20 protein-coding genes and 1 tRNA gene are annotated in these 25,027 nt (G+C 74.0%); 5 read left to right on the forward strand and 16 right to left on the reverse strand.

The genetic code is table 11. The features are described 5' to 3' along the window. The first annotated feature begins 135 nt into the window (after positions 1-135). Complete coding sequence (locus tag ACH4FH_RS30185; RefSeq protein WP_398559115.1) at positions 136-1,248, forward strand: LLM class flavin-dependent oxidoreductase; 1,113 nt, start codon at positions 136-138, stop codon at positions 1,246-1,248. A 146-nt stretch (positions 1,249-1,394) separates the two neighbouring features. Here ACH4FH_RS30185 and ACH4FH_RS30190 read toward each other — a convergent pair whose 3' ends face one another. Continuing rightward, complete coding sequence (locus ACH4FH_RS30190) at positions 1,395-3,266, reverse strand: putative bifunctional diguanylate cyclase/phosphodiesterase (RefSeq protein ID WP_398559116.1); 1,872 nt, start codon at positions 3,264-3,266, stop codon at positions 1,395-1,397. Between the two features lie 293 nt (positions 3,267-3,559). Here ACH4FH_RS30190 and ACH4FH_RS30195 point away from each other — a divergent pair, with 293 nt between their 5' ends. Continuing rightward, complete coding sequence (locus ACH4FH_RS30195; protein ID WP_398559117.1) at positions 3,560-4,801, forward strand: M6 family metalloprotease domain-containing protein; 1,242 nt, start codon at positions 3,560-3,562, stop codon at positions 4,799-4,801. Positions 4,802-4,870: 69 nt separating this feature from the next. Here the strand turns inward: ACH4FH_RS30195 and ACH4FH_RS30200 are convergent. From ACH4FH_RS30200 to ACH4FH_RS30225, 6 genes are all read right to left on the reverse strand, one after another. After that, positions 4,871-4,944, reverse strand: a tRNA-Lys gene (locus ACH4FH_RS30200). 56 nt (positions 4,945-5,000) lie between these two features. Then, entirely contained in the window at positions 5,001-5,687 is a 687-nt protein-coding gene (locus ACH4FH_RS30205; RefSeq protein WP_398559118.1) for a bifunctional DNA primase/polymerase, read from the reverse strand. Between the two features lie 169 nt (positions 5,688-5,856). Then, complete coding sequence (locus ACH4FH_RS30210; RefSeq protein WP_398559119.1) at positions 5,857-6,240, reverse strand: hypothetical protein; 384 nt, start codon at positions 6,238-6,240, stop codon at positions 5,857-5,859. Between the two features lie 119 nt (positions 6,241-6,359). Beyond that, on the reverse strand, positions 6,360-7,718 hold the full coding sequence (locus ACH4FH_RS30215) for an AAA domain-containing protein (RefSeq protein WP_398559120.1): 1,359 nt from the start codon (positions 7,716-7,718) through the stop codon (positions 6,360-6,362). 46 nt (positions 7,719-7,764) lie between these two features. Beyond that, positions 7,765-9,321 carry a hypothetical protein gene (locus tag ACH4FH_RS30220; protein WP_398559121.1) on the reverse strand — a complete coding sequence of 519 codons (1,557 nt, stop codon included), beginning with the start codon at positions 9,319-9,321 and terminating at the stop codon, positions 7,765-7,767. Next, positions 9,312-10,703 carry a hypothetical protein gene (locus ACH4FH_RS30225; protein WP_398559122.1) on the reverse strand — a complete coding sequence of 464 codons (1,392 nt, stop codon included), beginning with the start codon at positions 10,701-10,703 and terminating at the stop codon, positions 9,312-9,314. The genes ACH4FH_RS30220 and ACH4FH_RS30225 overlap by 10 nt, the downstream gene beginning before the upstream one ends. 172 nt (positions 10,704-10,875) lie before the next feature. Between ACH4FH_RS30225 and ACH4FH_RS30230 the strand changes: the two genes are divergently transcribed. After that, the gene (locus ACH4FH_RS30230) at positions 10,876-11,478 is read left to right on the forward strand and encodes a histidine phosphatase family protein (RefSeq protein ID WP_398559123.1); all 603 of its coding nucleotides are present in this window, start codon (positions 10,876-10,878) and stop codon (positions 11,476-11,478) included. Positions 11,479-11,491: 13 nt separating this feature from the next. Here ACH4FH_RS30230 and ACH4FH_RS30235 read toward each other — a convergent pair whose 3' ends face one another. Beyond that, positions 11,492-12,919: a tetratricopeptide repeat protein gene (locus ACH4FH_RS30235; protein ID WP_398559124.1), complete on the reverse strand. Its 1,428-nt coding sequence runs from the start codon at positions 12,917-12,919 to the stop codon at positions 11,492-11,494. Positions 12,920-13,143: 224 nt separating this feature from the next. Here ACH4FH_RS30235 and ACH4FH_RS30240 point away from each other — a divergent pair, with 224 nt between their 5' ends. Continuing rightward, positions 13,144-13,686, forward strand: a complete 543-nt coding sequence (locus ACH4FH_RS30240) for a hypothetical protein (protein ID WP_398559125.1) — start codon at positions 13,144-13,146, stop codon at positions 13,684-13,686. Positions 13,687-13,745: 59 nt separating this feature from the next. Here the strand turns inward: ACH4FH_RS30240 and ACH4FH_RS30245 are convergent, their stop codons facing one another. Continuing rightward, positions 13,746-15,038, reverse strand: a complete 1,293-nt coding sequence (locus ACH4FH_RS30245) for an NAD(P)-binding domain-containing protein (protein ID WP_398559126.1) — start codon at positions 15,036-15,038, stop codon at positions 13,746-13,748. A gap of 84 nt (positions 15,039-15,122) precedes the next feature. Then, positions 15,123-16,412 carry an ATP-grasp domain-containing protein gene (locus ACH4FH_RS30250; protein ID WP_398559127.1) on the reverse strand — a complete coding sequence of 430 codons (1,290 nt, stop codon included), beginning with the start codon at positions 16,410-16,412 and terminating at the stop codon, positions 15,123-15,125. A 150-nt stretch (positions 16,413-16,562) separates the two neighbouring features. Between ACH4FH_RS30250 and ACH4FH_RS30255 the strand changes: the two genes are divergently transcribed. Further along, complete coding sequence (locus ACH4FH_RS30255) at positions 16,563-17,726, forward strand: glycoside hydrolase family 26 protein (protein ID WP_398559128.1); 1,164 nt, start codon at positions 16,563-16,565, stop codon at positions 17,724-17,726. Positions 17,727-17,770: 44 nt separating this feature from the next. Here the strand turns inward: ACH4FH_RS30255 and ACH4FH_RS30260 are convergent, their stop codons facing one another. The 6 genes from ACH4FH_RS30260 to ACH4FH_RS30285 are packed head-to-tail and all read right to left on the reverse strand — an operon-like array spanning position 17,771 to position 24,996. Beyond that, on the reverse strand, positions 17,771-19,033 hold the full coding sequence (locus ACH4FH_RS30260) for a GNAT family N-acetyltransferase (protein WP_398559129.1): 1,263 nt from the start codon (positions 19,031-19,033) through the stop codon (positions 17,771-17,773). Then, positions 19,030-19,740, reverse strand: coding sequence for a lipopolysaccharide biosynthesis protein (locus ACH4FH_RS30265; RefSeq protein ID WP_398559130.1), 711 nt, complete (start codon positions 19,738-19,740; stop codon positions 19,030-19,032). The genes ACH4FH_RS30260 and ACH4FH_RS30265 overlap by 4 nt, the downstream gene beginning before the upstream one ends. A gap of 5 nt (positions 19,741-19,745) precedes the next feature. Beyond that, the gene (locus ACH4FH_RS30270) at positions 19,746-21,005 is read right to left on the reverse strand and encodes a glycosyltransferase (RefSeq protein WP_398559131.1); all 1,260 of its coding nucleotides are present in this window, start codon (positions 21,003-21,005) and stop codon (positions 19,746-19,748) included. Further along, on the reverse strand, positions 21,002-21,835 hold the full coding sequence (locus ACH4FH_RS30275; RefSeq protein ID WP_398559132.1) for a polysaccharide deacetylase family protein: 834 nt from the start codon (positions 21,833-21,835) through the stop codon (positions 21,002-21,004). The genes ACH4FH_RS30270 and ACH4FH_RS30275 overlap by 4 nt, the downstream gene beginning before the upstream one ends. Positions 21,836-21,859: 24 nt before the next feature. After that, the gene (locus tag ACH4FH_RS30280) at positions 21,860-23,695 is read right to left on the reverse strand and encodes a lipid II flippase MurJ (protein WP_398559133.1); all 1,836 of its coding nucleotides are present in this window, start codon (positions 23,693-23,695) and stop codon (positions 21,860-21,862) included. Then, on the reverse strand, positions 23,692-24,996 hold the full coding sequence (locus ACH4FH_RS30285) for an O-antigen ligase family protein (RefSeq protein WP_398559203.1): 1,305 nt from the start codon (positions 24,994-24,996) through the stop codon (positions 23,692-23,694). The genes ACH4FH_RS30280 and ACH4FH_RS30285 overlap by 4 nt, the downstream gene beginning before the upstream one ends. Positions 24,997-25,027 lie beyond the last annotated feature (31 nt).

Consider the following 25,027-nt stretch of genomic DNA (forward strand, 5'->3'; position numbering starts at 1 on the left):
GTCGCTGATCTGTCCCCGAAAGCAGGCCGGATTCCCCGGGGCCGGACCCCGGGCCCCGGCCCGCTCCCGGGAATAAGCGGAGAAGTGCTCCGGTTGTCCTCGTCGCACACCGGCAACGCGAGGAGGACCCGCACCGTGAGCGGCGAAGACGACATCCGGGACACCGGCGACGGCATCCGGGGCACCGCCAAGGGCACCGCACCCGTCCCCCTGTCCGTACTCGACCTGGTGACGGTCGGCGCCGGCCGCACCGCGTCCGACGCGGTGCGGACCGCCGTCGGCATCGCCAGGACCGCCGAGCGCCGCGGCTTCCACCGCTACTGGGTCGCCGAGCACCACTCCATGCCCGGCGTCGCTTCCTCGTCGCCCGCTGTGCTCCTGGCCCATCTGGCGGCGCACACGGAGTCCATCCGGCTCGGTTCCGGCGGCGTCATGCTGCCCAACCACGCGCCGCTGGTCATCGCCGAGCAGTTCGGGACGCTGGAGGCGATGGCCCCCGGCCGCGTCGATCTGGGCCTGGGGCGCGCGCCGGGTACGGACGGTGGCACCGCGGCGGCCCTGCGCAGGAGCGACCGGCCGCATGAAGGCGCCGACGATTTCCCGCAGCAGCTGGCCGAGTTGACCCGGTTCCTCGACGACAGCTTCCCCGACGGCCACCCGTACGCCAAGATCCACGCGGTGCCGGGACCGGTCCAGGCCACCTCGCCCGGCGGCGTGCAGTCCGCTCACCGGCCGCCGCTGTGGCTGCTCGGCTCCTCGGGCTTCAGCGCCCAGCTCGCCGGATCCCTCGGGCTGCCGTTCGCCTTCGCCCACCACTTCTCCGCGGCCAACACCGTTCCCGCGCTCGACCTCTACCGCGCGTCCTTCCGCCCCTCCGAGGTGCTCGCCGAGCCGTACGCCCTGATCGGCGTCTCGGCACTGGCCACCGAGGAAGAGGAGGAGGCCCGCCGCCAGGTGCTCACCGGCGCGCTGTCCATGATCCGGCTGCGCACCGGCCGCCCCGGCCTGGTGCCGAGCCCGGAGGAGGCCGCCGCCCACCACTTCACCGAGCGGGAGCGTGACTTCGTCGACAGCTGGCTCGGCAACGTCATCCACGGCACCCCGGACGCCGTCCGCCAGGGCCTGGACGACCTCGCCAAGCGCACCGGCGCCGACGAGCTGATGATCACCGCCAATGCCCACGGCGGCCCGGCCCGGCTGCGTTCGTACGAGCTGATCGCGGACGCGTACGGACTGCCGGAAGCCTGACGGACCGGTAGGTGGGGCGGCCGTCGTGCGGGCCGCGGCCGGCGCGGGGAGGCGCCGGGCGCCGTCCGGTGGAGTAGGCGGACGGCTCCTCGTCGCGGCCCGTACGACGGCCGCCCCACCGCCGCGTCAGGAGACCGGCGCGGGCCTCAGCTGCCGGTGCGCCGGCCCGCGTCGAGGAGCGCCTCGACGCGGGCCGGCGAGACCGGCCGGGAGTAGAGCCAGCCCTGGCCGGTGTCGCAGCCGATGCGGCGCAGGCGCTCGGCCTGTTCCGCGCTCTCCACGCACTCCGCGGTGACGGTGAGCCCTAGCCGGTGGGCCAGCGCGACCAGCGCCTCCACGATCATCTCGTCCGCCGGGTTGGGGTGCTCCTCGGAGCGGAAGCCGCGCACGAAGGACCCGTCCAGCTTCAGTACGGACACCGGCAGGCGGCTGAGGTAGGCGAGGTTTGAGTAGCCGGTGCCGAAGTCGTCGATGGCGATCCGCACCCCCATGTCGCTGAGCGCCTGGAGGGCCTGCAGCGGCCGGCCGGCCGAACCCATCACCGCGGACTCGGTCAGCTCCAGCTGGAGCAGCCGTGGCGGCAGCCCGGTCTCGGCCAGGATGCCCGCCACGTCCGCGACCAGGTCGGAATCCCACACCTGACGCACGGCCACATTGACGCTGACGAACAGCGGCTGGTCGCCGGGGTGCGCCAGCTGCCAGGCGCGCGCCTGATGGCAGGCCCGCTCCAGGACCCAGCGCCCCAGCTCGACGATGGCGCCGTTCTCCTCGGCCAGTGCGATGAACCGATTCGGCGCGAGCGTCCCGAACTGCGGGTGCCGCCAGCGCACCAATGCCTCGACACCCTGCGCCCGCCCGTCGTCGAGCCCGACGAGCGGCTGGTACTCCAGGGTGAACTCCCCCCGGTCCACCGCCGGCCGCAGGGTGCTGGACAGTGCCTGCCGGGTCATCCGGTGGGCGTTGCGCTCGGGGTCGAAGAGCGTCCAGCGGGCCTTGCCGTCCTCCTTGGCCCAGTACAGCGTGGTGTCCGCGGCCTGCATCAGACCGGTCGCGGTGGTGCCGTTCGCGGTCCGCTCCACCACCCCGATGCTCGCCGACACCGACAGCCGCTGCCCGGCCAGGTCGAACGGCCGCTGGAGCGCGTCCAGCACGCTCTGGGCCAGCTCGGACAGCTGGTCGGTGCCGGTGGAGTCCTCCACCAGGATCGCGAACTCGTCGCCGCCCAGCCGCGCCACCAGATACCCGCCCCGGCCCGGCCCGCGCTCCCCGGCGCTGTCCGCGCAGCGCATCAGCCGCTGTGCCACCGCGCTCAGCAGCCGGTCGCCGACACGGTGCCCGAGGGTGTCGTTGACGGCCTTGAAGCCGTCCAGGTCGAGGTAGCACAGCCCGATCCGGCCGGTCCCGGACGGTTCGAAGCCGGCGGTCTCCAAGGTGGTGGAGAGCCGCTCGAAGAACAGGGCGCGGTTGGGCAGCCGGGTGACCGGGTCGTGCATCTGCAGATGCCGCAGCCGGGCCAGCAGGTCGTGCCGGTCGCTGATGTCCGAGACCGACAGCAGTACCCGCCCCTCGTGCGTCATCGGCTCGACGGTCACCTCCACCCAGACGGAGTGCCCGTCGGGGTGCTTGAGCCGCCGGGTGCAGCGCAGCCGGTCGCTGCGGCCGCACAGCACTTCGCGGTAGGCGGTCCATACCCGCGGGTCCGCGCCGAGGTCGGTCAGGTCCGCCGCGGTCGAGGCGACCAGCTCGTCCGGGTCGGCGCCGACCAGTTCGCCGAAGGCGGGGTTGGCGGCGAGTACCAGGCCGTCGCGGTTGAGGACGGCCATCGGGAGGCGGCCGGCGTGGAAGGCGGCGCGGTAGTCGCCGAGCGCGGCGGCCGAGTCGTCGCGGGGGCCGGCCGGGGCGGGGTGAGCGCCACCGGTTCCTTTGGTCGTACCGTTACGCTCCGTTACCGAGGAGAGCGTCGCTCCGGGCGTGCGGCCCGGACTGTCGGGGTGTCCGCTCACTGCTCGCTCCCGCATGGCGCTTGTCTCGTGATGGAGGGGGGATCTCGCGCTGGAAAGTGTGGCGATCATAGAGGCTGGCGCAGCGGCCGATCCAGCGACGCAGCCGTGATGGTCGGCACGCATGACGGAACTTCAGCCATTTCTGCCCGTGTCTGTTCGCGCGGATTGCCCATTTGGCCGTTTGTCACTTTCCGTTATGGCGTGGCCGAGACGCGCCGGTCACTCGTCTGGTCCTCCGGAACAGGGCAAATACCCTTAAATCGCCACAGGGTGGGTGAGGGGTCACTGTTCCGTCCCTGGAGGTCGATGTGTCGCGCGTCCAGACACCCGACGGGGTGGACCGCCGCCGCTTGCGGCGCGTCGCGGCCATCGCCACGTCCCTGAGCGCGCTCGTCGCGACGTCCATCGTGGCGGGCCCCGCCACCGCTTCCGAGGCGTCCCTCTCGTGCGCGCTCGGACGCTCCGACGCCCACCATTCCGAGGGTGTGGACTCCTGGAACGGCTCGTATCCACGCCCGGCCGGCACGCTCGACGCGGTGATGGTCTTCCTGTCCTTCCCCGATGCCGAGCCCGTCGTCCGCCCCCGGGACCTGGCCGCCGACTACTTCCCCGCCACGTCCCACTTCTTCGAGCGCGCCTCGTACGGCAGGTTCCGGCTGCGACCCAGCATCCAGAAGAAATGGGTGCAGATGCCGCACGTCTCCACCGCCTACGGCATACAGCGGGACTGGGACTCCCACCGGCGCGCGAACTACCTCCGCGACGCGGTCGCCGCCGCGGATTCCGCGGTGGACTTCAGCCGCTACGACATGGTCTATTTCGTCGCCGACCCCGACGCGCCCGGCGTCGACTCCGACGCCACCAAGGTCGTCAATCTCGATCAGCCGATGCGTGCCGACAACGCCGACCTCCGCCGCTTCGTCACCGTCTTCGAACAGAGCCCGCCGGACCGCAACGTCCTCGCCCACGAGACCGGACACGTCTTCGACCTGCCGGATCTCTACCACCGCCCGGAGAGTGGCAACGGCGACTGGGACACCCACGTCGGGGACTGGGATCTCATGGGCAGCCAGTTCGGTCTCGCGCCCGACCCGTTCGCCTGGCACAAGTGGAAGCTCGGGTGGATCGCCGACAACCAGGTCGACTGCGCCGAACTGACCAGCTCCACCGTGCACACGCTGCAGACGCTGTCCGCCCCCAGGGCGCCGGGCGACAAGCGCCGGCCGCGCCTCCTGGTGGTCCGCACCGGCCCCGACAGCGCGCTCGCCATGGAGGCGCGCGGCGCCACGGGCAACGACCGGTCGGTCTGCTCCGAGGGCATCCTCGTCTACCGGGTGCGCAGCGACGTCGCCTCCGGGTCCGGCCCGGTGCAGGTGCTCGACGGGCACCCCGGCACCGAGGCGTGCTGGGGCACCTCCGTCTACCCGCCGCTCGCCGACGCGCCGCTCGGGGTGGGCGAGAGCCTGCGCGACACCGAGGACGGGGTGCGCGTCCAGGTCGTCGGGCGGTCGGCCGACGGGGACTGGACGGTCAAGGTGGGGGGCGGGTGAGCGAACCCTCCGCGGTTTCGGCGGACAACGACGAAGGCCCTCACCGTGGTGAGGGCCTTCGTCTGTCGGTGCGCCGCCAGGGACTCGAACCCCGGACCCGCTGATTAAGAGTCAGCTGCTCTAACCAACTGAGCTAGCGGCGCCTGCTGACGGGGAAAACATTAGCACCCGGATCGGGGAGGGCAAAAATCGATTTCCCTCACTGCGGGATCAGGGCCGGAAGGCCGCTCTGAGCTGCGTTTTCCGTGCTTTTCTCGTCTCCTTCGCCTTCGTCGCCCCCGTCGGCCCCGGCGCGGGCGACGCGGAGGCACGCCCAGAGGAGCACGTCCGGCCCGGGGAGCCACGGGTTGCGGACATCCGGGGCGACCAGCCAGCGGGAGACGTTCGGGGCGAGGGTGTCCTCGGTGGCGGTCCCGTCGACGGCCGCGACGGGACCCTCGGCGGCGGGCCGGGGATGCAGCGGCGGGACCGTCACCGCGTCCCCGGTGCCGTGGCACAGCAGAGCCGGCACGGCGACGCGCCCCTCGCCACCTGACCTCGCCGACGGCGCCCCCATCCAGTCGAGCAGAGCGGGCAGCCGCTGGGCGGTGCCGGGGGCGGCGAACAGCAGGATCCGGCCGCGGTGCGCGGCCACCGGCCCGGAGCCGGGCCCCGTGGACCACAGGTGGTTCACCATGCGGCGCCCGAAGAGCGCGGGGGCGTTGATCACGTCGAAGGCGGTGCCGCACGGCAGGACGCTGGGCGCGGTCGGGCGCGCCGCCCACAGGGTGTGCATGCTGCGCGGGTGAGGGCTGGCGGAGGCGAGCCAGTCGGCACCGGCGAGGGTGACGTACGCCGTGGTGGGGAAGGCGAGATTCCGGGGTGTCTCGGGCAGCCAGTCGCTCATGGGGACAGGTCTACCGATTCGGCGCGATCCGCTGCTGCCGAATGCCGGAATCCGGGACAAGGTCGAGTCGTGAGGAGTATCTTCCCGCCCCTCGCATATGCCAGCGGCTCATGATCATGGACCATGAGCCGTAGTGAGGCGCGTGGGGCGGAGGGGGCGGGTGGTCCGCTCAGCCGTTGTCGCCGAGCAGCGGATCGCCGTCGCGCATCAGGCTGCGGCCGAACTCGACCATCTTCTGCGCGTAGTCCTCGGTCCAGTCGGCCTGCTCCGCGAGCACCGACAGCGGCAGCCGGTCGAAGCGCTTGGGGTCGGTCAGCTGCGCCGCCGCCAGCGCCTGGAACTCCGTCGCCCGGTCGGCGGCCGCCCGGAAGGCGAGCGCCAGCTCCGTCGCACGGCCGAGCAGCTCGTGCGGGTCCTCCATCGACTCCAGGTCGAAGAAGTGCTCGGGGTCGGCGACGGCCTCGGGCGGCTCGAAGAGCAGCGGCGCGGGCTTCATCCGCCGGGGTGTGGGCGCCGTACCGCGGGGGTCGGGAGCCGGTCGCGGCTCGGACATGGACGTACCTCCTGGATCGTGTGCCGCATTCCATTGTCCCGCCCCGCGCAAGTGGGCCTGCCGGTCCGGCCCGCCCGGAGCCCCGGACCGGGGCCGACGGTGCCGACCGGCGGCCCGGCTCAGGGGCGCCAGGCGACGCGGTGTTCCTCCAGATGGGCCAGGACGGCGTGATTGGCCTCCCAGCCGTCCGGGAACTTGACCGTCACGCCGAGCTGCACCGGCTCCGTCGAGGGGTGCTCGTCCAGCAGTTCGGCGACCCCGGCCCGGCACACCACGATGCAGGCGTGCCGGTGGCGCGAGGCGAGCACGCACAGCCGGCCGGTCTCCAGATGGAAGGCGGTCGCGTCCGGGCGGCCGGAGAGCGGGTGGAGGACGACCGTCACGTCGAACTCGCGGCCCTGAAGGCGGTTGGCGGTGTCCACCGCGACACCCGTCACCCCCGCGTCGGCGAGCGCGGCGCGGACGGCCGCCGCCTGGTCGCGGTGGGCCGTGCCGACGGCGATCCTGGCGGCCGTCAGCGGGACCGGGTCGGGGGAGCTCTCCCCGGTCGCGGCGCCACCACGGTCCAGCAGCCGCCGCACCACGGACGCCACCGCGCGCACCGCCTCCGGATCCGTCCGCGGCGTGTGCCGGGCCGGCAGCTCCAGCAGCCCCCAGCCGGACTCCGCGGCCTCGTCCAGGACCCGGTCGACACCCGAACCGTCCCCGGCCACCCCGAACGCCAGCCGGCGGTCGCCGTGGCCGGTGCCGCTGCGGAACGGCGTGTACGGATAGAACGCGGCGGACACCAGTGGCGCGGCGGACGCCGGCAGCCGCCAGGACACCGGCAGGCGGTGCTGCGGAAGTCCGGGATTGTGCGCCAGCAGGGTGGACACCGCGCTCGCCGACGGGTCGTACGCGAGCCCGGCCCACTGGTCGCCGCCGACCACGCTGAACGGATCGAGCTGCCCCGGATCCCCCACGAACAGCGCCCGCTCGAAGAGCCCGGCGACGGCCAGCAGCGCGTCGGAGCGCATTTGGTACGCCTCGTCCACGATGGCGTGCCGCCACGGCTCCTCGACCTTGGTGTACGCCCATTTGGCGGCCGTCGAGACGACGATGTCCATCCCGGCCAGATCCGCCACCTTCGCGGACGTACGGACCGCGGGCAGCTCCGCGAGCGCCGGGTCGAACGCGCCGGGCTCGCTGCTGTGCAGCCGGCCCACGGGCAGCTGCGGGTCCTTCTCGGCGAGCCGCAGGACCAGGTCGTCGACCTGTGCGTTGGTCTGCGCGACGACCATCAACGGGCGGCCCGCCGCAGCCAGTTCGCGGGCCGCGCGGACCACCAGGGTCGATTTGCCCGCACCGGGCGGGGAGTCCACGACCACACCGCGTTCGGTGCCGTGCAGGGTGTCGGCGAGGATCGCGTCCGTCGCCGCGGCGGCCGCCGCACCCGGGTCGAAGGAGCCCGCGCCGTGGGAGAGCTGAAGTGCCGTCATGCCGGACCCTCCAGGATGCCGGTGGCTGCCGGGTGCCGGTCGCCGGTCACAGGAAATCCTCCGCGGTGACGGGGTCGGGGGTGTCCGCGGGCGCGCCCGCACCGGAGGCGTCCGGCGGCGGGCCGCCGTGCGTCCAGGGAGTGTCCTCGGGGTCCGGCAGTTCCGGGCCGCCGCGTGGAGCGTGCTCGAACAGCGTCCAGCACACGGTGTCGTCCGGCTCGGGCACCGAACCGGGCTCCGGCGTCCTGCCGCGCCCCATCCCGCCGGTCAGCCGCACCACCAGCGCACCCGGCTCGTCCGCCGCGAACGCGACGAACTCGGCGGGCTGCGTCCTGCCGTCCGCCAGCGGGCGGTGCAGCTTGGCCCGCTCCGCCAGATGCGGCCGGTCGGCCGTGCGGAGCGTGACCAGCGGGCGCGGCATCGGCCGCTTGCCGTCGGAGAACGCCATCTCGACCGCGGTGACCGTGCCGACCAGCGCCTCACCCGCCAGCCTGCGCCCGGCCATCACCAGTGGATCGTCCAGCGCCTCCTGGGCGTCCAGTTGTGCCTGCGCGGTCTCCCGGGAGGACAGCTTCCGGGCCGCGGTGATCGCGTCGTCCTGCTTGGGCTGCGGTGGCTCCCCGGCGCGCACCCGGTCGCGGTGCGCGGTGTAGGACCAGCGGTCGCGCTTCCAGCGGTCGGCGCCCCGGGGGCCCGCGGGGAGGCCGCGCAGCAGATCGATGCCCTGCCAGACGGCGTCCCAAGTCGGCCGCAACTGCCCCTCGACGAGCGCGCGGACCTCGTCCTCCGCGCCCGGCAGCCCGGCGTCATAACGGGCCATCGCGGGGGCGAGCAGCCGGTTGTCGAACGCCGGGTCGGTGGCCGGGCCGGCCGGCGGGCACCGCAGCCGGCCCTGCTCGTCCCGCGCGGACTCCGCCTGCTCCGCCGCCGCCCGGCCCGACATGCCCTCCGGCGGGTCGATCCAGGCGAGCAGCGCCCCCAGGTGCTGGTCCTCCAACATGCTCTGGCCGGTCGCCCAATGACGGGTCAGCAGACCCGTCATGGACAGCAGCAGACAGGCGCCGGGCACCCGGGCCCGCTCGCCGAAGTGCGTCAGCCAGCGGCCCAGCAGCGGGACATGCGGCGGCGCGGGATACGGCGCCTCCGGCTCCTGCTCGGCCGTCCGCCGGAACCGCATCGAACGACCCAGCAGCCGTACGAAGTCGATGCCGGCGGCGCTCGGCACGATCAACTGCGGCGCGTCAGCGCACAGTTCGACCTGGACGGCCACCTTCTTGCCGGTCTCCGGGTCGGTCTCCTTGCGTTCCTCCCACTCGATGCCGTCCGCGAAGCCGTCGACATAGGGCAGCACCGACTCGGCCAGCTCGGCGAGGAACGCGAACCGCAGATCGCGGTCGCGGGGCTGCGGTACGGCCAGCAGCAGCGGCTTCTCGCGGTCCGTACCGACCAGGGCGCCCAGCGGGGCGCCCGCCTCGCCCGCGGTGGTCAGCGGAACGAGGACCAGCGGGCGGTCGGAGAGATGGCGGTGGCGGACCGTGGCCAGCGGCTGGGCCCGGCCGGCCGCCACGGCCTCCATCCGGGCCAGCGTCTCGATCAGCGACATCCGGGCTCCTCGGGCTCCTCGGGGCGTTCCGCTGCGGCCCGGGAGCCGGCGGGCCGCGCCGCGTCGGCCAGCGCCTCCGCTCGCAGCGCGGCGGCTCTGCGCAGGGCCGTCACGGCAGGGTCGTCGCAGGCGCCCCCGGCATCCCCGCCCGGGGCGTCCGCGCCCGGGGCGTCCGCGCCCGGGGCGTCCGCGCTCCGCGGGCCCGGCACCGCGGAGGACGCGGAGAGCACCTCGCCGACGGTGCGCATACCGCCCAACTCGCCCCGCACGCCCCGCCCCAACGTCTCCACCGCACCGGCGTGGCGGGCGTGCTTGCGGCAGTGAAAGGCCAGCTCGCAGGCCGCCAGGCACTCCGGGGCGTAGGCCGCGTCGACCGCCTCGACGGCCTCCGTCAGCTCCTCGGGCGGCCGGGTCGGTGTCTTGCCGTCGTCCGCCAGCCGCAGGTCGAAGGTGGTCCGCTCGGGCAGCTCGGCGGCGATCTCCTCGACGCGGGTGAGCCGGGCGAGCTGCCGGCGGGTCGTCGCCAGCTGCTTGCGGATGTCGACGGCCGCGGCGGTGGGGAGGTTGGAGAAGTCCTTGGGGCAGACCAGCAGCACCCGGTCGCGAACCCGGACCTCGCGGCCCGTCCGCGCGGTGACGTGCCCGGCGACGGTCTCCAGGGCGAGGACGTACACCGCGGCCTGGCGGGCCGCGGCGCCCACCTTGGCGGCGTCCGCCGCGCCGTCGATCATCGGGAAGGACTTGATCTCGACGACCGTCCAGCTGCCGTCCGGATGGACCACGACCGCGTCCGGCTCGACGTAGGCCGGCGAGCCCGCCACCTCGACCACCAGCATCGGATGGTCGAGCAGCGCCCAGCCGCCGGCCGCGGTCGCCTCGCGCAGCGCGAGCGCGGTACGGGCCGCGCGGCCCTCGGGGCCGGCCGCGGAGAGATCGGGGGTGGCGACCGCCTCGGCCTCGGGCGCCGGGGTGCCCGGCCGCAGCCGTTCGTGGAACAGGCGCATCAGGTCCTGCCCGCCGTCGGCCTTCACCCGCGCCTCGAACGCGTTGCCGCGGACGAGCGCGAACTGCGACTGGCCGTACGCCGCGGGCGAGCCGAGCGCGCGGGCGAGCGCGCTCTTGTCGATACCCGCGCCGTCCAGCAGCGCGCGGCGGCGACAGCCGGGGTTGGCGGCGAGCGCGGCGAGGGCGCGTGCGTCGAGCGAGCGGGGCGGCACGCCGGGGCCGCGCAGCTCGGTGAGCCTGCCCCGGCCGATGCCGGCAGGTGCCCCCGGCCGCGGGCTCGGCGTCGTCGTCGGCTGCGCCGCCTGCGGTGCGGCTGCCGCGGGTCGGCTGTCGCGGGAAACGTTCACCTGCGGAAGTCTCGCATCCGGCACCGACATGCGGGGCGAGTGGCCGCAGGATCCCCCCGAGGAACTCCGCCGCCGTCCCCGCCCACGGACAAAACGACCCCATGCGCGATGATGGAGATCCCGTGGTCGGCGCAGGCGGCATGCCGCAGGCCGGCCCGCACCGAGCGACGACAAGCCGGGTGACCGGCGAGAGGTACGACCCATGGCAGCGCGCATTCTCCTGGCCAGGCACGGGCAGACGGAGTGGTCCCTTTCCGGCAAGCACACCGGCCGGACGGACATTCCCCTGCTGGACGAGGGCCGGCGCGGCGCCAAGCTGCTGGGGGAGCGGCTGCACCGCACGCCCTGGAACGGCCTGCCGGACGTCGAGGTCCGCACCAGCCCGCTGGTCCGCGCGAAGGAGACCTGCGAGCTGGCCGGTTTCGGTGACCGGGCGCAGGAGTGGGACGCCCTGATGGAGGTCGACTACGGCGCGTACGAGGGGCTGACGCCGGCCGAGATCAAGGCCGGGCGGCCGGACTGGCTCATCTGGCGGGACGGGGTCCCGGAAGGGGAGACGCTCGCCGAGGTCTCGGCGCGGGTCGACGAGGTCGTGGCGTGGGCCCGGTCCGCCGACCGCGACGGCCGTGATGTCTTGGTATTCGCGCACGGCCACATCCTGCGCGCGCTGGGCGCCCGCTGGCTGGGGCTGGACATCTCCTTCGGGGCCCGTATCCGCCTGGAGCCGACGTCCCTGTCGGTGCTCGGCTGGGCCTACGGGGAGCCGGCGATCGAACGCTGGAACGACACCGGGCACCTGGGCTGACGACGGCCCGGCCTCAGGCCGGCTGACGGCCCGTCGGATCCGCCGGTTCGGCCGATGCCTCGTGCCGGTCCAGGAAGTGCGCGACCGGCGCGAGGTCGCGGTGCGGGCGCAGCGTGCGGGCCGTGCCGTCCAGCATCGTGCGGATCCGGGCCGAGCGGACCTGCTGAAGCAGAGTCAGCGCCCGGCTGCCGGCCGCGGCGGCCTCCTCGGGGGCCCCGCCGGCCGCGAGATTGGCCGCGAGTTCCGCGGTGAACAGGGCGATGTTGCGGCTGAAATGAGGGTCCTGCAGGGCCACCGCCCGGTGTGCGTGTTCCGCCGCGCGCCCCCGCTCGCCCAGGGCCGACCAGCACTGCGCTTCCAGGCCCTCCAGCTCGGCCTCGCCGTAGAAGGTCATCCACTCCGGATCGTTGTCCGACGGCCCGCCCGCGAAGAGGCGCTGCGCCCGGACCAGTGCCTGCTCGCAGCCCGTACGGTCGGCCAGCCCCGCCCAGCCGCCCGCCTCCCGAAGGGCGAGCAGCGACAGCAGACGGGGTGAGCCGAGGTGCTTGGCGGCCTGCTGGGCGGCCTGCGCGGCCCGTACCGCCTCGCGGGGCCGGCCGGCGTCACGGGCGAGGAAGGCCGTGTTGCAGAAGGCGTGTGCCTCCAGGGCGGGATCGCCGCAGACCCGGGCCGTGGCCAATGCCTCGGCGTAGTGCGAGCGGGCGTCGTCGAAACGGCCCGAGTCGTGCGCCAACCAGCCGACGGTGATGGCGAGTTCCCCCGCCCCGGAGTGCAGCCGGTCCGCGACGGAGCGGCGCTGGACGTCGGAGTCCAGCAACTCGTACGCGGTGCGCAGCGGTTGGGTGGCGCGGCGGTAGATGCCCTCCGCGCCGTGCCGGTCGTCCAGCAGCCGGATCCGCCGGACGGCTTCCTCGACTGCGGTCGCCTCGGTGGCGCCGGCCCGGTTGCCGGGTGAGCGCGGGCCGGGGACGGCGAAGGCGGCGGTTCCCAGGGGATGCAGGGTGGTGATGCCCAGGGCGGCCGCCGGGCCGCCGGTGATGAACGCGCGACGCAGCACGTCGCTCTCCTCGCAGATCTGGATACAGGTATCGCGGTGGTCGGTGTCCGTTGCCAGGGGCGCGGTGTCGGTCGTCGCCGTACGCGCCCCCCGTCCGCGTACCGTCTCGCGTGGCGCGAACCCCATGTCGGGCAGCGTCAGGCCGGGGAACATGTGCCGGAACACCCGCTCGTAGGCGTAGTTCGGGCACCGGATCTCCCCGGACTCGACGCGACCCACATAGCGGGCGTCGCACGAGACCTGCTCGCCGATCTCACGGGCGGACCGACGGACCGCCGCCGCGAACTCGCCCGGTGACAGCCTGCCGCGCAGCTGTCGGAAGGCGGTGTTCGGGCGGGCGGATACGGTGCGGGACGACGCTGATCGTGCTGGTTGCGACGCCATGGCGGACCCTCTCCGTGCCCTCTCCGTGCCATCTTTCGTACTCTGCCGCGTCTGGCGGTGCGGCGGGACGACCGTACTAGCTGTGACGGTGTCGCCACACAGAGTTTGGCCACGAATCGGATATCTCTCCCGCGATCCGCCATGAAGTGCCATCCTTTGCAGCGTTACGCCGCCGTAGCCGTTGACGCGCCACGCCGTTGAAGACGATGTAAAGGGTGCGGTGCGTGCATGAGGAGGGGTTCTCCGTGTGGGAGACCGGCGTGAGCAGAGGCGTCAAGGGGTCCGCGGCCCGGGGCGCCGGCCGTACGGGGCACACCGTGGCGGGCGGCGCACCGGCCATCGCGGCCGCCCCGGGCCACCACCCCCTCCGGGAGCGGACCGGACTGCCCGACCCGGCGCAGCCCTGTGACCTCGTCACGGTGCCCGCCCGGCAGGGCATGGAAGCCGTCGACATCCTCCGGCTGCGGGACGGCGTCGGTCCGGTGCTGCACGACGGCGCCTGTCACACTCTGGGCTTTCTGGTGCCGCCCGGCACGGCCGATGGGTGGGACGTGCCGGGCAGCGCCTGTACGCAGACCCACGGCCGCGGGCTCGCGCTGACCGCGGCCTGCGGTGAGGAAGGGGCCGTCATCGAGTCCCCGGTGACGGGCACCGGCTGGCTGGTCCCGCCGGAGGGCGCGTTCGCCGCGGCGACCGACCCCGCCGTGCTGCGCGAGGCGCTGGGCGAGGCGGCCCGCACGATCGAGGCCGTCGACCGCTGTCAATGAGGCGGTGAACGGCGAGGGGCCGCCCGGGCGAACCGGGCGGCCCCTCGTGGCGACGGCGTTTAGTGGATGCGCCCGCCGGCGGGCGCACCCGGCGCCGGGTCGGCGACGGCCGGGGCGCCGTCCCTGGCCGGACGGGGGATGGTGATGCCGCCGGGCCGGTCGCCCAGCCGGCGCCGCACCCCGCGCATCAACCGGTCCGCGGTGAACGTCGCGCCGTACACGAAGCGCATTGACGGGCCGAACGACGGCGCCGTCAGCAGACCCGCGAAGAACAGGCCGGGCCACGAGGACTCGAAGCCGGCGGTCAGCTCCGGCGCCCGGCTGCCGCCCACCGTCCGCAGCGTGCCGCGCACATGGGGGTCGAGCAGTCGCAGGCGTCCGAGGTCCGGGGTGAAGCCGGTGGCCGCCAGCACGTGCTCGGTGTCCAGGGTCTCGGTGCCGCCGTCGCTCTTGGTGAGGCCGAGGCGCACTCCTCCGTCCCGGGTGGCCGCGGCCCGGATCCGGTGCCCCAGGAGGACCGGTACCGCGGACTCGAACCGGTCGCGCAGCCACCAGGCGCCGGCCGGGCCCAGCGCGGTCTCCGCGATGTGCACCCGCGCCGCGGCCGGCAGCCTGCGCACCGCCCAGGGGATCTCCGACCAGACCCAGTTCGGCCAGCCGGTGCCCAGACCGCTGTGCGGATCGCGCAGCGCGCGCAGCCGGCCGCGCTCCAAGGGCTGCGGCGGGGTGTTCCAGTTGAGCCGGTCGGCGCGGGCCAGGATGCGGGCCCGGGCGCCTTCCTCCGCCAGCAGGGCCGCGGTCTCCAGGGCGGCCTGTCCGGAGCCGACCACCGTGACGTCCCGGCCGGCGAAGCGGCTCAGGTCGTGGTGGTCGCTGCTGTGCGAGGCGAGTTCCGCGGGCAGGCCGTGCAGCGGCTCGGGCCGGTGGACGAACGGCATCACGCCGATGGCGAGCACGACGGTCCGGGCCGCGATGGTCTCGCCGGCGTCCGTCTCCACCCGGAAGCCTCCGGAGTCCGGCCGTACGGAGGTGACGGTGACCTCCTCGACCTGCGGTACCGCCCGCTCCCCGAACCACTGGCCGTAGGCGGTGAAGGTGCCGATGGGGAGGGGGACGCCGTGGCGTACGGCCACGTCGTGGGTCGCGCAGTAGTCCGCGAGGGTGTGGTCACCGCCCGGGGCGGACAGGTTGGAGGACCAGGGTTCGGACTTGAGGAACATGCCGCCGGGCATGTGATCGCGCCAGGAGGCCATCGGCCGTCCCAGCACCCGCAGGCTCAGCCCGGACGCGGCCGCGTGTGCGGCGATCGAAAGTCCGTAGGGGCCGGCGCCCACCACCACGAGGTCGTACATGGGAGTCCCTGCTCTTTCTCATTGTGCGGTCGGCCTGGCGTCGCCCGCCGGGGTCCCGGCGGGGCACGTCAAGGCCAGGGATGGTCAAGGCTGTTGAGGTGCGCCGACGCGGTGCGTGGTGACCGCGCGGGCGGTGTGCGGTGTGCTGCCCGGTGCCGCGGCGCGCACCCGGTACGCGCCCTTGCGGGCGCCGCGGCGCAGCCAGGCGCCGGTCATCGCGAAGAACGGCAGCGGGTCATCGGCGGCGAACCACGCCCGCTCCACCTCCGGGCGCCCGCGCGGGACGTCCGGCAGTGCGGCCCGCGGCCGTTCGCCGAAGGCCGCGGTGACGGCGGAGAGCAGGGCGTAGTTCTCGGCGCGGAAGACGCGCCCGGGCGTACTGCTGCGACCGGGCACCTCGCGGCCGGTCAGGTCCAGATGCAGCGCGCGGACCACGTCCAGGCCGGAGGGGTCGGTGAAGAGCCGGAACTGGGCGCCCGGCCGGGGGTTGAAGTCGAGGAGGTGGTAGCGCCCGTGGGCGTCCCGGCGGAAGTCGAGGTCGAGGATGCCGCGGTAGCCCAGATGCCGGGCCAGCCGCAACGACGCCTGCTCCACCTGGGGGTTCGGCAGCCAGCGGCCGACCGCCGTCAGCCCGGTGCGCAGCGGCCAGGCGCGTTCCTTGCGCCCCGAGCCGCCGATCAGGCACCCGCCGCCGTGCGTGAAGCAGCCGTGGAAGAACCAGTCGGTGTCCGGGCCGCCGGGAAGCTGCCGTTGCAGTAGCAGGGCGCTGCCCGCGCGTTCGGACCGCTCGTACAGCCTGCGGGCGTCGTCGGGGGTGCGCACCAGGGTGGTGCTGCGCAGTCCGGTGGAGGGTGACAGCAGCCAGGGGCGGCTCCACTTGGCGATGACGGGCAGCCCCAGCTCGGTCGCCGCGTCGGCTGCCTCCTGGGCGCTGCCGGGGATGGAGGTCGCCGGGTGCGGCACGTCCAGCTCCCTGCAGAGGCGGGCGAGTTCGGCCTTGTCGGCCACCCGCTCCGGCAGGTCGGCGGGCTGGTCGGGGAGCAGATAGCGGCCCAGGAGCCGGCCTGCGAGCCGGGCCGCGACAATGGCGCCCCGGTCGTCCATGGGGATGAGTACGGCGGGGCTGCCGATGCGTTCGGAAATATCACGCAGCTTTTCCAGCAACGGGATATCGGCCACCGGCGGCGGTGGGAGTTCGTGGCTCCGGTACAGGTATCGCGATCGATCCACGGGACCGCCGGCGGCGGCCGCGACGACATGGACCTCGATTCCGGACCGGCCCAGTGATCTGATCGCTCCCAGGGTGCCGTGATGAAAGGGGTTGGGGTCGAGTCTGAGCAACAGGGCGGGCACATCGGTGTCGAACGATGGCATGAGGGGAGTCCTTCACTTCGATGGACCGTGTGGGGGATGCAATTCGCTAATGGGCTATCAGAATGCATTCAGGCGGCCGAAATGGGAGATCTCCCTATTACCGTCACAGGAACCGGACGCCGAACAGCGGGCGTCTCCAAAGGAGTCACTATGTCCCAGCGAAGCCGGAGGCTGACGGGCGCTGCTCTCGGGGCGATGACCATCAGCCTGCTCGCCTCCTGCAGCCTTGTGTCCGTACCCGATCACGCCGCCGAGAAGGACGACGCACGCAATTCCGCCGCGGTCTCGACGCCCTCGACATCGTTGGGCGCCTTCCTTGGATCCGACGAGGAGGGGGTGCGGCGGATGCCCGACCTTCAGGACTGGCTCGGCGGGACGGACATCGGGGTCGGCCACACCTATCTGCCGGGGGACCGGTGGGCGAACATCGAGGGGCACCCGGACTTCCTCCGGCCTTGGGCGGACTGGCGCGGCGAGGACGAGGACCGGCTGTTCGTGCTCAACGTGCCGATGATGGAGCGCAACGAGGAGGGCGTGTCCGACGACGACGTCCGCGACTTGCTGCAGTACGCCGCGGACGGAGACTTCGACCACCATTTCCGCCGACTGGCGGAAAACCTGGTGGAGCAAGGACTTTCGGACACCGTCATCACCCTCGGCTGGGAGATGAACGGCGTCACCTACACGCATCGCTGCGGACCCGACCCGGAAGCCTGGAAGGAGTACTGGAACCGCATCGTGGCCGCGATGCGCTCGGTTGAGGGGGAGGATTTCCGATTCGATTTCACGCCGAACCGTGGCCGGGACGCCATCGGCTGGACCAAGTGTTACCCGGGCGATGACGTCGTGGACATCATCGGCATGGACTCCTATGACCAGCCGACCGGAATGACATTCGACGAAATGATCGAGGAACCGTACGGGCTCCAGGATCAGGTCGATTTCGCCGACGAGCACGACAAGGACATCTCGTACCCCGAATGGGGACTGTTCCGTAACGGCGACAACGACGAATTCGTCCGGCGCATGCTGGACTGGATCGACGAACAGAAGCCGCTTTACCAGACGATCACCGACTACTGCCCGCACGGCGTCTGGCAGTGCGAGGAGAATCCGCGCTCCTCCCGCGCGTACCGCTCCGCGCTCTACGACCTGCCGGAGCCCGCGCCGTCCCCCGCACGCCCGACGCCGCCCGGCAGGCGGGAGAACTGCTTCCCCCTCGACCTCGGGGAGCGCGTCGAGCGCTGGTTCGGTACCCGGAGGCTGTGCATCCGGATCGACCTGTTGGAGCGGCTGCTGGGGAAGACGGACTAGTGCCCGCCGGTCCCGGCGGGCCCGACGGACCGTGGACCGGAGGGTCATTTCCTGCACACACCCTTCGCCTGCCAGGTGTTCAGCCGGGACCGCAGACCGCGGACCGGCGTCATCCGGCTGCGGACGACGCCGGCCGCCAGCGCACGGCCGGTCACCTGCGCCGCGTACAGGCCCAGCGCCGGACGCAGCGCGCGGGAGGCCAGCAGCAGCCGCTGATTGGTCACCGGCTCCGGGCGCCAGTGCAGCTTGTACGGCTCGGTGCCGCGCAGCAGGCTGAGGATGGTGCGGCCGGTGCCGACGACGTGGCGTGCGTCGTGACGCATGAGCATGGTGGTGATGTCCACCTTCCTGGCACGCAGTTCGGGGTCCGCCCCGTACAGGTAGCCGCCCGCCAGGTCCGCGGACAGCAGCATGATGTCCGTGGCCATCACCCGGCCGTCCATCCGGTACTCGGTGAGTTCCGCTTCGCCGTTGCCGACCATCTCGCGGGTGGCGCGCACCAGGTGCTCGGCGAACCGCGGCCGCAGATGCTCGGGCGTCACCCCGCGCCCCTGCCACTGGAGCCCGTGCAGCCGCAGCAAGGTCTCCACCGCGACGGGCACCTCATGGGCCGGCACGGAACGCTCCTCGACACCGAGGGCGTCGAGCCTGCGCAGCCTGCCCCGTACGCCTCGGGCGCGGGCTCCGGGCAGTCGCCGCAGCAGCGCGTCCATGGACACGCCGGGCAGCTCCAGGCACACCGAGTCGACGAGCGAACGGCGCGGGCCCTGCCAGGCCGCGTAGAGCTGCTCGGCGGCGGCGCCGGGGCGGACCTCCCGCAGGTCGACGAGCGCGCCGCGGGCCGCATCGCGCAGCCCCTCGGCGAGCGCGCCGGCCGCGAGTGCGGCGCAGGAGTCGTCGAGCAGTACGTCGGAGAAGTCGGAGATGCTGCCGCCGAGGGACACCAGCACCGGCAGCGGACGGTGTGTCAGCATCAGCGGCGCGGCCCCGACGAGCCGGCCGCCACGACGCACCAGGATCACCCGCAGCCGCCCCGGAACGCCGTACGACAGCCACCACGAGTACAGCCAGGAATGGCTCTGGAAGGGGGTGGCGGCCCGGCAACGGCCGTGCAGCGCACGCCACTCCGGGGCCAGCGCGGCGAACTGCTCCGGATCGCGGCACACCACCGTCTCCACGGTGTCCGGGTTCTCGCACGCCGGTGCCCGCGAGGGCGCCGGCACCGTCGTCTGCGGCGCCGGCGCCTTCGGGACGCCCGGTACGGGCGCCGCGGCCGACAGGTTCCACGCGGTCCGCTGTGCCGTCATCGCGCCGCTTCCCTGGCCGTGGTCTTCGCACCCGGCGTGGGTGCGGGGCCGTGCGCCGGGGCGGGCACGGTGGCGCCGCGGAGTGCCCCGCGCCGCTCGCGGGGCCGGACGAGCAGCAACAGCCCGCCCATCAGGCCGCCGGCGCAGGCCCCCACCTCGGTGGCGATCGGCACGGACGGGGAGGAGGGGGCGACGGGGGACGTGGCGGGGGAGAAGACCATCAGCTTGGCGCCGGTGCGCATGGCCGTCCCGTTGCCGGCCCGGGCCAGCGAGCGGGCCACCGCGTTGGCGATGTCGGCGGAGGCGCGGGGGGCCGCCGCGGTGCCGGTGATCTCGATCATCGGGGCGTCCGGCGACGTCGTCGCGCGGACCCCGCCGCGCAGCGCGGCCAGCGGCACATCGGAGACGTGGTGCGCGTCGGCGAGCACCGCCCCGCTGGTCGCGACCCGGCCGTACGCCTGCGCGAAGCCGAGGGCGGTGGCCGCGTCGGAGCCCTTCGCGGGCACCACCACGACGTAGCTCGTCGCGGCGTACTGCGCGGGCTGCGACACCCCGAAGGCCAGGCCACCGGCCGCGCCCAGCAGGGCACACACCGGCAGGGGCCACCAGTGGGGCAGCCGGCGCAACCGCGCCCGCAGCCGGCCGCCCGCGCGCCGCGCACCCGGCGCGGGAGTGGCGGATTCTTCCCGTACGGTCTCGTCCATCATGATGCTCACCTCTTGGAGAGCGACTGGTCGCTCGGGGACGGGGACGGGTCGGGCAGTGACACGTTCGAGGGATACGGCTCCGGCGGGTGGGCCGCGGGGACGGCAGACCCGGGGTGCGCGGCCTTCACCGCCGGCCCGGCGAGGGCCTGTTGGTAGACCGCCATGAGCGACTCCGCGCTGCGGGCGATGTCGTAGTGCTCCACCACCGGCGGCACCGGCAGCCGGCCGGGCCCGGTGCGTCGCAGTTCGCGGATCGCGGTGGACAGCTCGTAGGCACCGGCGCGGAACCGGTGGGCGCCGGGGGCCTGGTCGGCGGGGAGTTCGTCGACGGCCGGGCAGCTGCCGTGCAGGACGTGCAGTCCGGCGGCGAGCGCTTCCAGCACGGCCAGGCCGAACGCCTCGTCCGCGGACGGCGAGACGAAGACGTCCATCGCCGACAGCAGGTCGGGGATGTCGACCTCGTCGCCCGGGCCGGCGGCGGGGGACGAGGGGCTGACCGCGCCGCCGAGCTGCCCCAGCAGGTGGATGCGGTCACCGGCGCCGAACTGCTCCGCCAGACGCCGCAGGGTGTCCCGCTCGGGCCCCTCGCCCGCCAACAGCAGGTGGACGCCCGACAGTTGGGTGACCGCGCGGACCAGGACGTCGAACCGCTTGCCGGGAACCAGCCGCCCGACGCCGCCGACCACGAAGGCGTCCGGCGGCAGCCCCAGCCGGGAGCGGGTGGCGGTGCGGGCGTCCGCGTCGAAGGCGAAGCGGTGGGCCTCGATGCCGTTGGGCACCACGTGGATCCGCTGCTCGGGCACTCCCCAGCGCACCAGCCGTGCGGCGACGGTGTCGGAGACGGCGACCGTGGCGGCCCCCAGGCGCTCGGTGGCCCGGTACAGCCCGCGGACGCCGCGGGTCAGCCGGCGGCCCTCGATCACCGCGTCGCCCAACGAGTGCTCGGTGGCGACCACGGCGCGTACACCGGCCAGCCGGGCCGCGATCCGGCCGTAGACACAGGCGCGGTAGAGGTGGGTGTGCACCAGGTCGTAGTTGCCCCTGCGGATCAGCCGGGTCAGGCGGGGGAGCGCGGTGAGGTCCCGGTTGTCGGACATGCCGAGGTGGTGGACGGGGGTGCCGTCCGCCTCGATGCCCTCGGCGACCGGGCCCGGATTGGTGAGGGTGATGACCTCGCAGGACACCGGCAGCCGCCGCAGCATCAGCCGCAACTGTTGCTCCGCACCGCCCACTTCGAGGCCGGTGATGATGTGCAGAACTTTCATCGGAAACCTCCAGCGGTAGCGGCCGGGGCGGCCTCTTCGGTGGGGAGGGGACGGCGGCGCAGTGGGTGCAGCGCGCGCTTGAGATGCAGCCGCCAGGAGGTGTCGGAGGCGCCGATGTGGACCCGCGGCAGGGCGTGCAGCGAGGTCAGCGGGCCGGGGTCGATGGCGCAGGCGTACCGGTAGCCGGCCGCGCGGATCGCCGCCACGGCCCGCGCGTCGACGGTGCCGTACGGGTAGCAGAAACCGTCGGGGGCCCGTCCGGTCACCCCGGCGAGCCGTGTCCGGCTGCCCGCGGTCTCCCGCTCCAGCGTGCCGTCGTCGACGGTGGTGAGGTCCAGGTGCAGCATCCCGTGGGAGCCGACCTCCAGGCCGGCGTCCGCGACGGCGCGGATACCGTCCTCGGTCAGCAGCGGTTTGCGGGGCCCGAGCGGGTCCCAGGCGTTCTCCCCGCCGGGCCGGCCGGGCAGCACGAACACCGTGGCGGTGCAGTCGTGGCGGCGCAGCAGCGGCAGCGCGTCGGAGAGGAAGTCGGCGTAGCCGTCGTCGAAGGTCAGCCCCACCAGGCCGGCGCCCCGGCCGGCCGCGCGGGCCCGCAGCAGCTCGGCGACACCGACGCCGCGCAGTCCGCGTCCGCGCAGCCAGCCCAGCTGGCGATGCAGCCGGTCGGGGGAGACGGTGACGTGGTACGGGTCCTCGGTGACGTCGGCGACCGAGTGGTACATCAGCACCCACGGCGGGGTGCCGCGGGAGCGGCGGGCGGCCGGGACGGAGGCGACGGCGCGGGTGCCCGGCGTCATGTCGTCGTTGCCGGTCGCGGGTTCAACGGGCATGGGTGAGCTTTCCTTCGACGGTGGCTAGGGGGTCTGCGGTGGGTCTCCGCGGAGCGCGGAGCGAAGCCTGCTGCGGGCGGCCGCCACGCGGCCGGGTCCGCCTGCGGTGGTGCGCCGGGGGCCGTTCGGCGATGCGGAGTGGGCGCGATCCCGGCCCCGCGCGGCCGGGGTGGTCCGCCGGGCGGTCCCCAGCAGCTGCCGGACCTCGGGGGACCGGGCCGCTACGGCGGTGGCGGCGAAGACGGCGGGCACCAGCAGCGCGCCGGCCGCCGCGCCGAGCAGCGGATGCGGGGACAGCGCCGCGGCCGGCCCGCCGACGGCGGTGGCCACGGTGGCGGCCAGCACGAGACGGCCGAGGCCCGCCGCGACCCGGCGCACGGTGATGGCGATGACGCGGGTGCCGAGGCCGTGCAGCAGGAGCAGCGCGGTGGCCGTGATGCCGGCCGCGTTGGCGGCGGCGATGCCGTGCACGCCCCACCAGCGGACCGCGAACAGCCCGGTCACCACGGTGAGCAGCAGCCCGGTCGCCATGGCGGCGGCCGGGTACCAGGTGGGCCTGGCGGCGCAGAAGAACGGCCGGATGAGCGCCCCCACCAGGCTGTGGCCGAGCAGACCGAGCGCGTACACCCGCATCACCGACGCGGTGGCGGCGGTGTCCGCGGCGGTGAACGCGCCGCGCTGGAAGAGGATCTCGACGATCTGCGGCGCGCAGGCGATCACATACGACGTGCCCAGCAGCACCACCAGCCCGGCCAGCGTCAGATCGCGTTCCACCCGGCGCCTGGCGCGCTCCGCGTGGCCCTCGGCGACCGCGCGGGCCACCACGGGGAAGGTGACGGTGCAGATCATCAGCGAGAACACCATCGGCATCTGCGCGACCTTCTGCGCGTAGTTCAGATGCGAGATGGCGCCGGCCGGCAGCGACGAGGCCAGGAACCGTTCGACGAGCACCTGCGCCTGCCGGCCGAGCGCGAAGCAGACGACGGGCGCCAGCAGCCCGAAGCCCAGTAGCGCGGTGCGCTTTCGGGCAGCCCGGCGGACCGGCCGCAGCGCCTTACGGGAGGGCAGCCGGCGCACGAAGAAGGGAAGTTGGAGGAGAGCCATCGAGGCCCCGCCGAGGGCCACCCCGGCGGCCGCGGCCCGCACGCCCCACGCGGAGTGCAGCGTCAGCATCGTGCCGATGATGCAGAGGTTGTAGGCGATGTAGATGGCGGCGGGCGCCATGAAGCTGCGGTGGGCGCGCAGTGCGGCACTGAAGTAGCCGGCGACACCGAAGGTGAGAACGGTCAGCGCGGTCAGCCGGGTGCAGTCGACCGCCGCGCCCGGGTCCGCAAGGCCCGGCGCCAGCACCCGTACCAGCAGCGGAGCGCCGAGCGCGAGAAGCGCGGAGCCGCCGGCCAGCGCGCAGAACAGCCGCGGGAACGTGGCGGTCAGCAGGGCCCAAACGGGGTCGCGGCCGTCGGCGGGCAGCTGCCCTGCGGCGCCCTCGGCGGGCCGGGCCGCCCGTGCGGACAGCGCGAGGCTGAACGCCGGGACCAGCAGCAGCGCCATGGCGTCCTCGATCAGCAGCGTGGCCGCCATCTCCGGCACCGTCCACGCCACCAGGAACGCATCGGTGTCGCTGCCCGCGCCGAAGAGATGCGCGATCGTCTGGTCCCGCAGCAGCCCGCACAGCGAGCCGGCGGCGGTCAGCACCGCGGTCAGCGCCGCGGCGCGGGCGAGGAACCGGCCGAGCGGGCTGGAGTTGGGGGGACCGCCGGGGGGCGTACCGCCCGGCTCCGGGGGCGCCGCCTGGGGGTGTACGGCGGCCAGGGGCCGCGCGTCGGCCGGCACCCGCTGCTCGGCGGTCGTCTCGCTCATCGCGCGTCCGCCCCGCCCGCGTGCTCCGGGGTGGCCAGCGCCCACCAGGACACGAGCCCGAACAGCACCGCGGTCAGCACGGTCGTGGGGCCACCGATGTCGGCGTAGAGGAAGTCGACGGCCTGCCAGACCAGCAGGCCGATCGCGATCAGCCCGCAGTCGGCGTGCCGGCCCCCGCGACGGGCGCCCGGCAGCCGGCGCAGCGCGCACACCAGCAGCGCCGCCCAACTGCCCAGCAGCGCCGTGATCCCGACGAGGCCCTGTTCGCTGAGGACCAGCAGATACATGTTGTGCGGTGAGAGCAACGGCTCCCGCTGGAAGGCCCTTCCGGCGCCGCCGGTGTCGCTGCCCGAGGACAGGCCGAGTGAGGCGTGGCCGTCGCGGTGGGCGGCGAAGCCCTTGAGGCCGACGCCGGTCACCGGGGCGTCGCTCCAGATGGAGGCCGCCGCGGACCACAGGGCGTACCGGTCGGTGACCGACCGGTCCGGGGCGGCGGAGACCTCCGTGATGCTGCCGACCCGCTCACTGATCACCTCGGAGCCGACGCCGGCCCCGCCGACCAGCACGACCGCCAGGGCACCCAGCACGGCCAGGGTCCGCACGGCGAGCCGCGGCCCGGCCAGCAGCAGCACCACGATGGCGGACACCGCCGTGGCGATCCAGGCGCCCCGGCTGAAGGACAACGCGAGGGGCACCACCAAAAGCGCGGCGCTGCACAGGGCGGCCGGCCGGAGGTGGCGTGGCGCGTCCGGGGCCGGCGCGAGCCCGAGGGCCAGGGCCGCCACCAGGCCGTAGGCGACCACCGTGGCCATCCCCATGACGTCCAGCGGCCCGAACGTGCCGACCGCGCGGATGTCCTGTCCCATGTAGGACGCGCCCGTCCCCGTCAGGAACTGCTGGACGCCGATCGCGCCCTGCACCAGGGCCAGCAGCACCACAGACCCGGCCACCACCCGGAAGTCCCGGGGGGTGCGCAGGGTCAGCACCAGCGCGGCAGGCACCAGCACGAAGATCTGCAGGGAGCGCGCGAAACCGGGCAGGCTCGCGGCCGGGTCGTCCGAGGCCATGGTGGCCACCGCGAAGCCCACCGCCAGCGAACCCAGTACGAGGGCCGCCGTGAGGGTCAGCGGACGCGCGCGCTGCCGCAGCAGCCGGACCAGGCAGCACAGGAGCAGTACCGCGGACGCCGCGTCCGCCGGTGTGATCCGGCCGGTGGCCGTGACATCGCCCCGGTCGGCCGGCGCACACAGCAGCAGTACCGTGGCGAGCGCCGGGATCAGCGGTGCGTACCGCGTCGACAGCGCTCTGGCCCGTTCGACCGCGGGCCACGGT

The sequence above is a fragment of the Streptomyces sp. NPDC017993 genome (assembly GCF_044328065.1).
GTDB lineage: Bacteria > Actinomycetota > Actinomycetes > Streptomycetales > Streptomycetaceae > Streptomyces.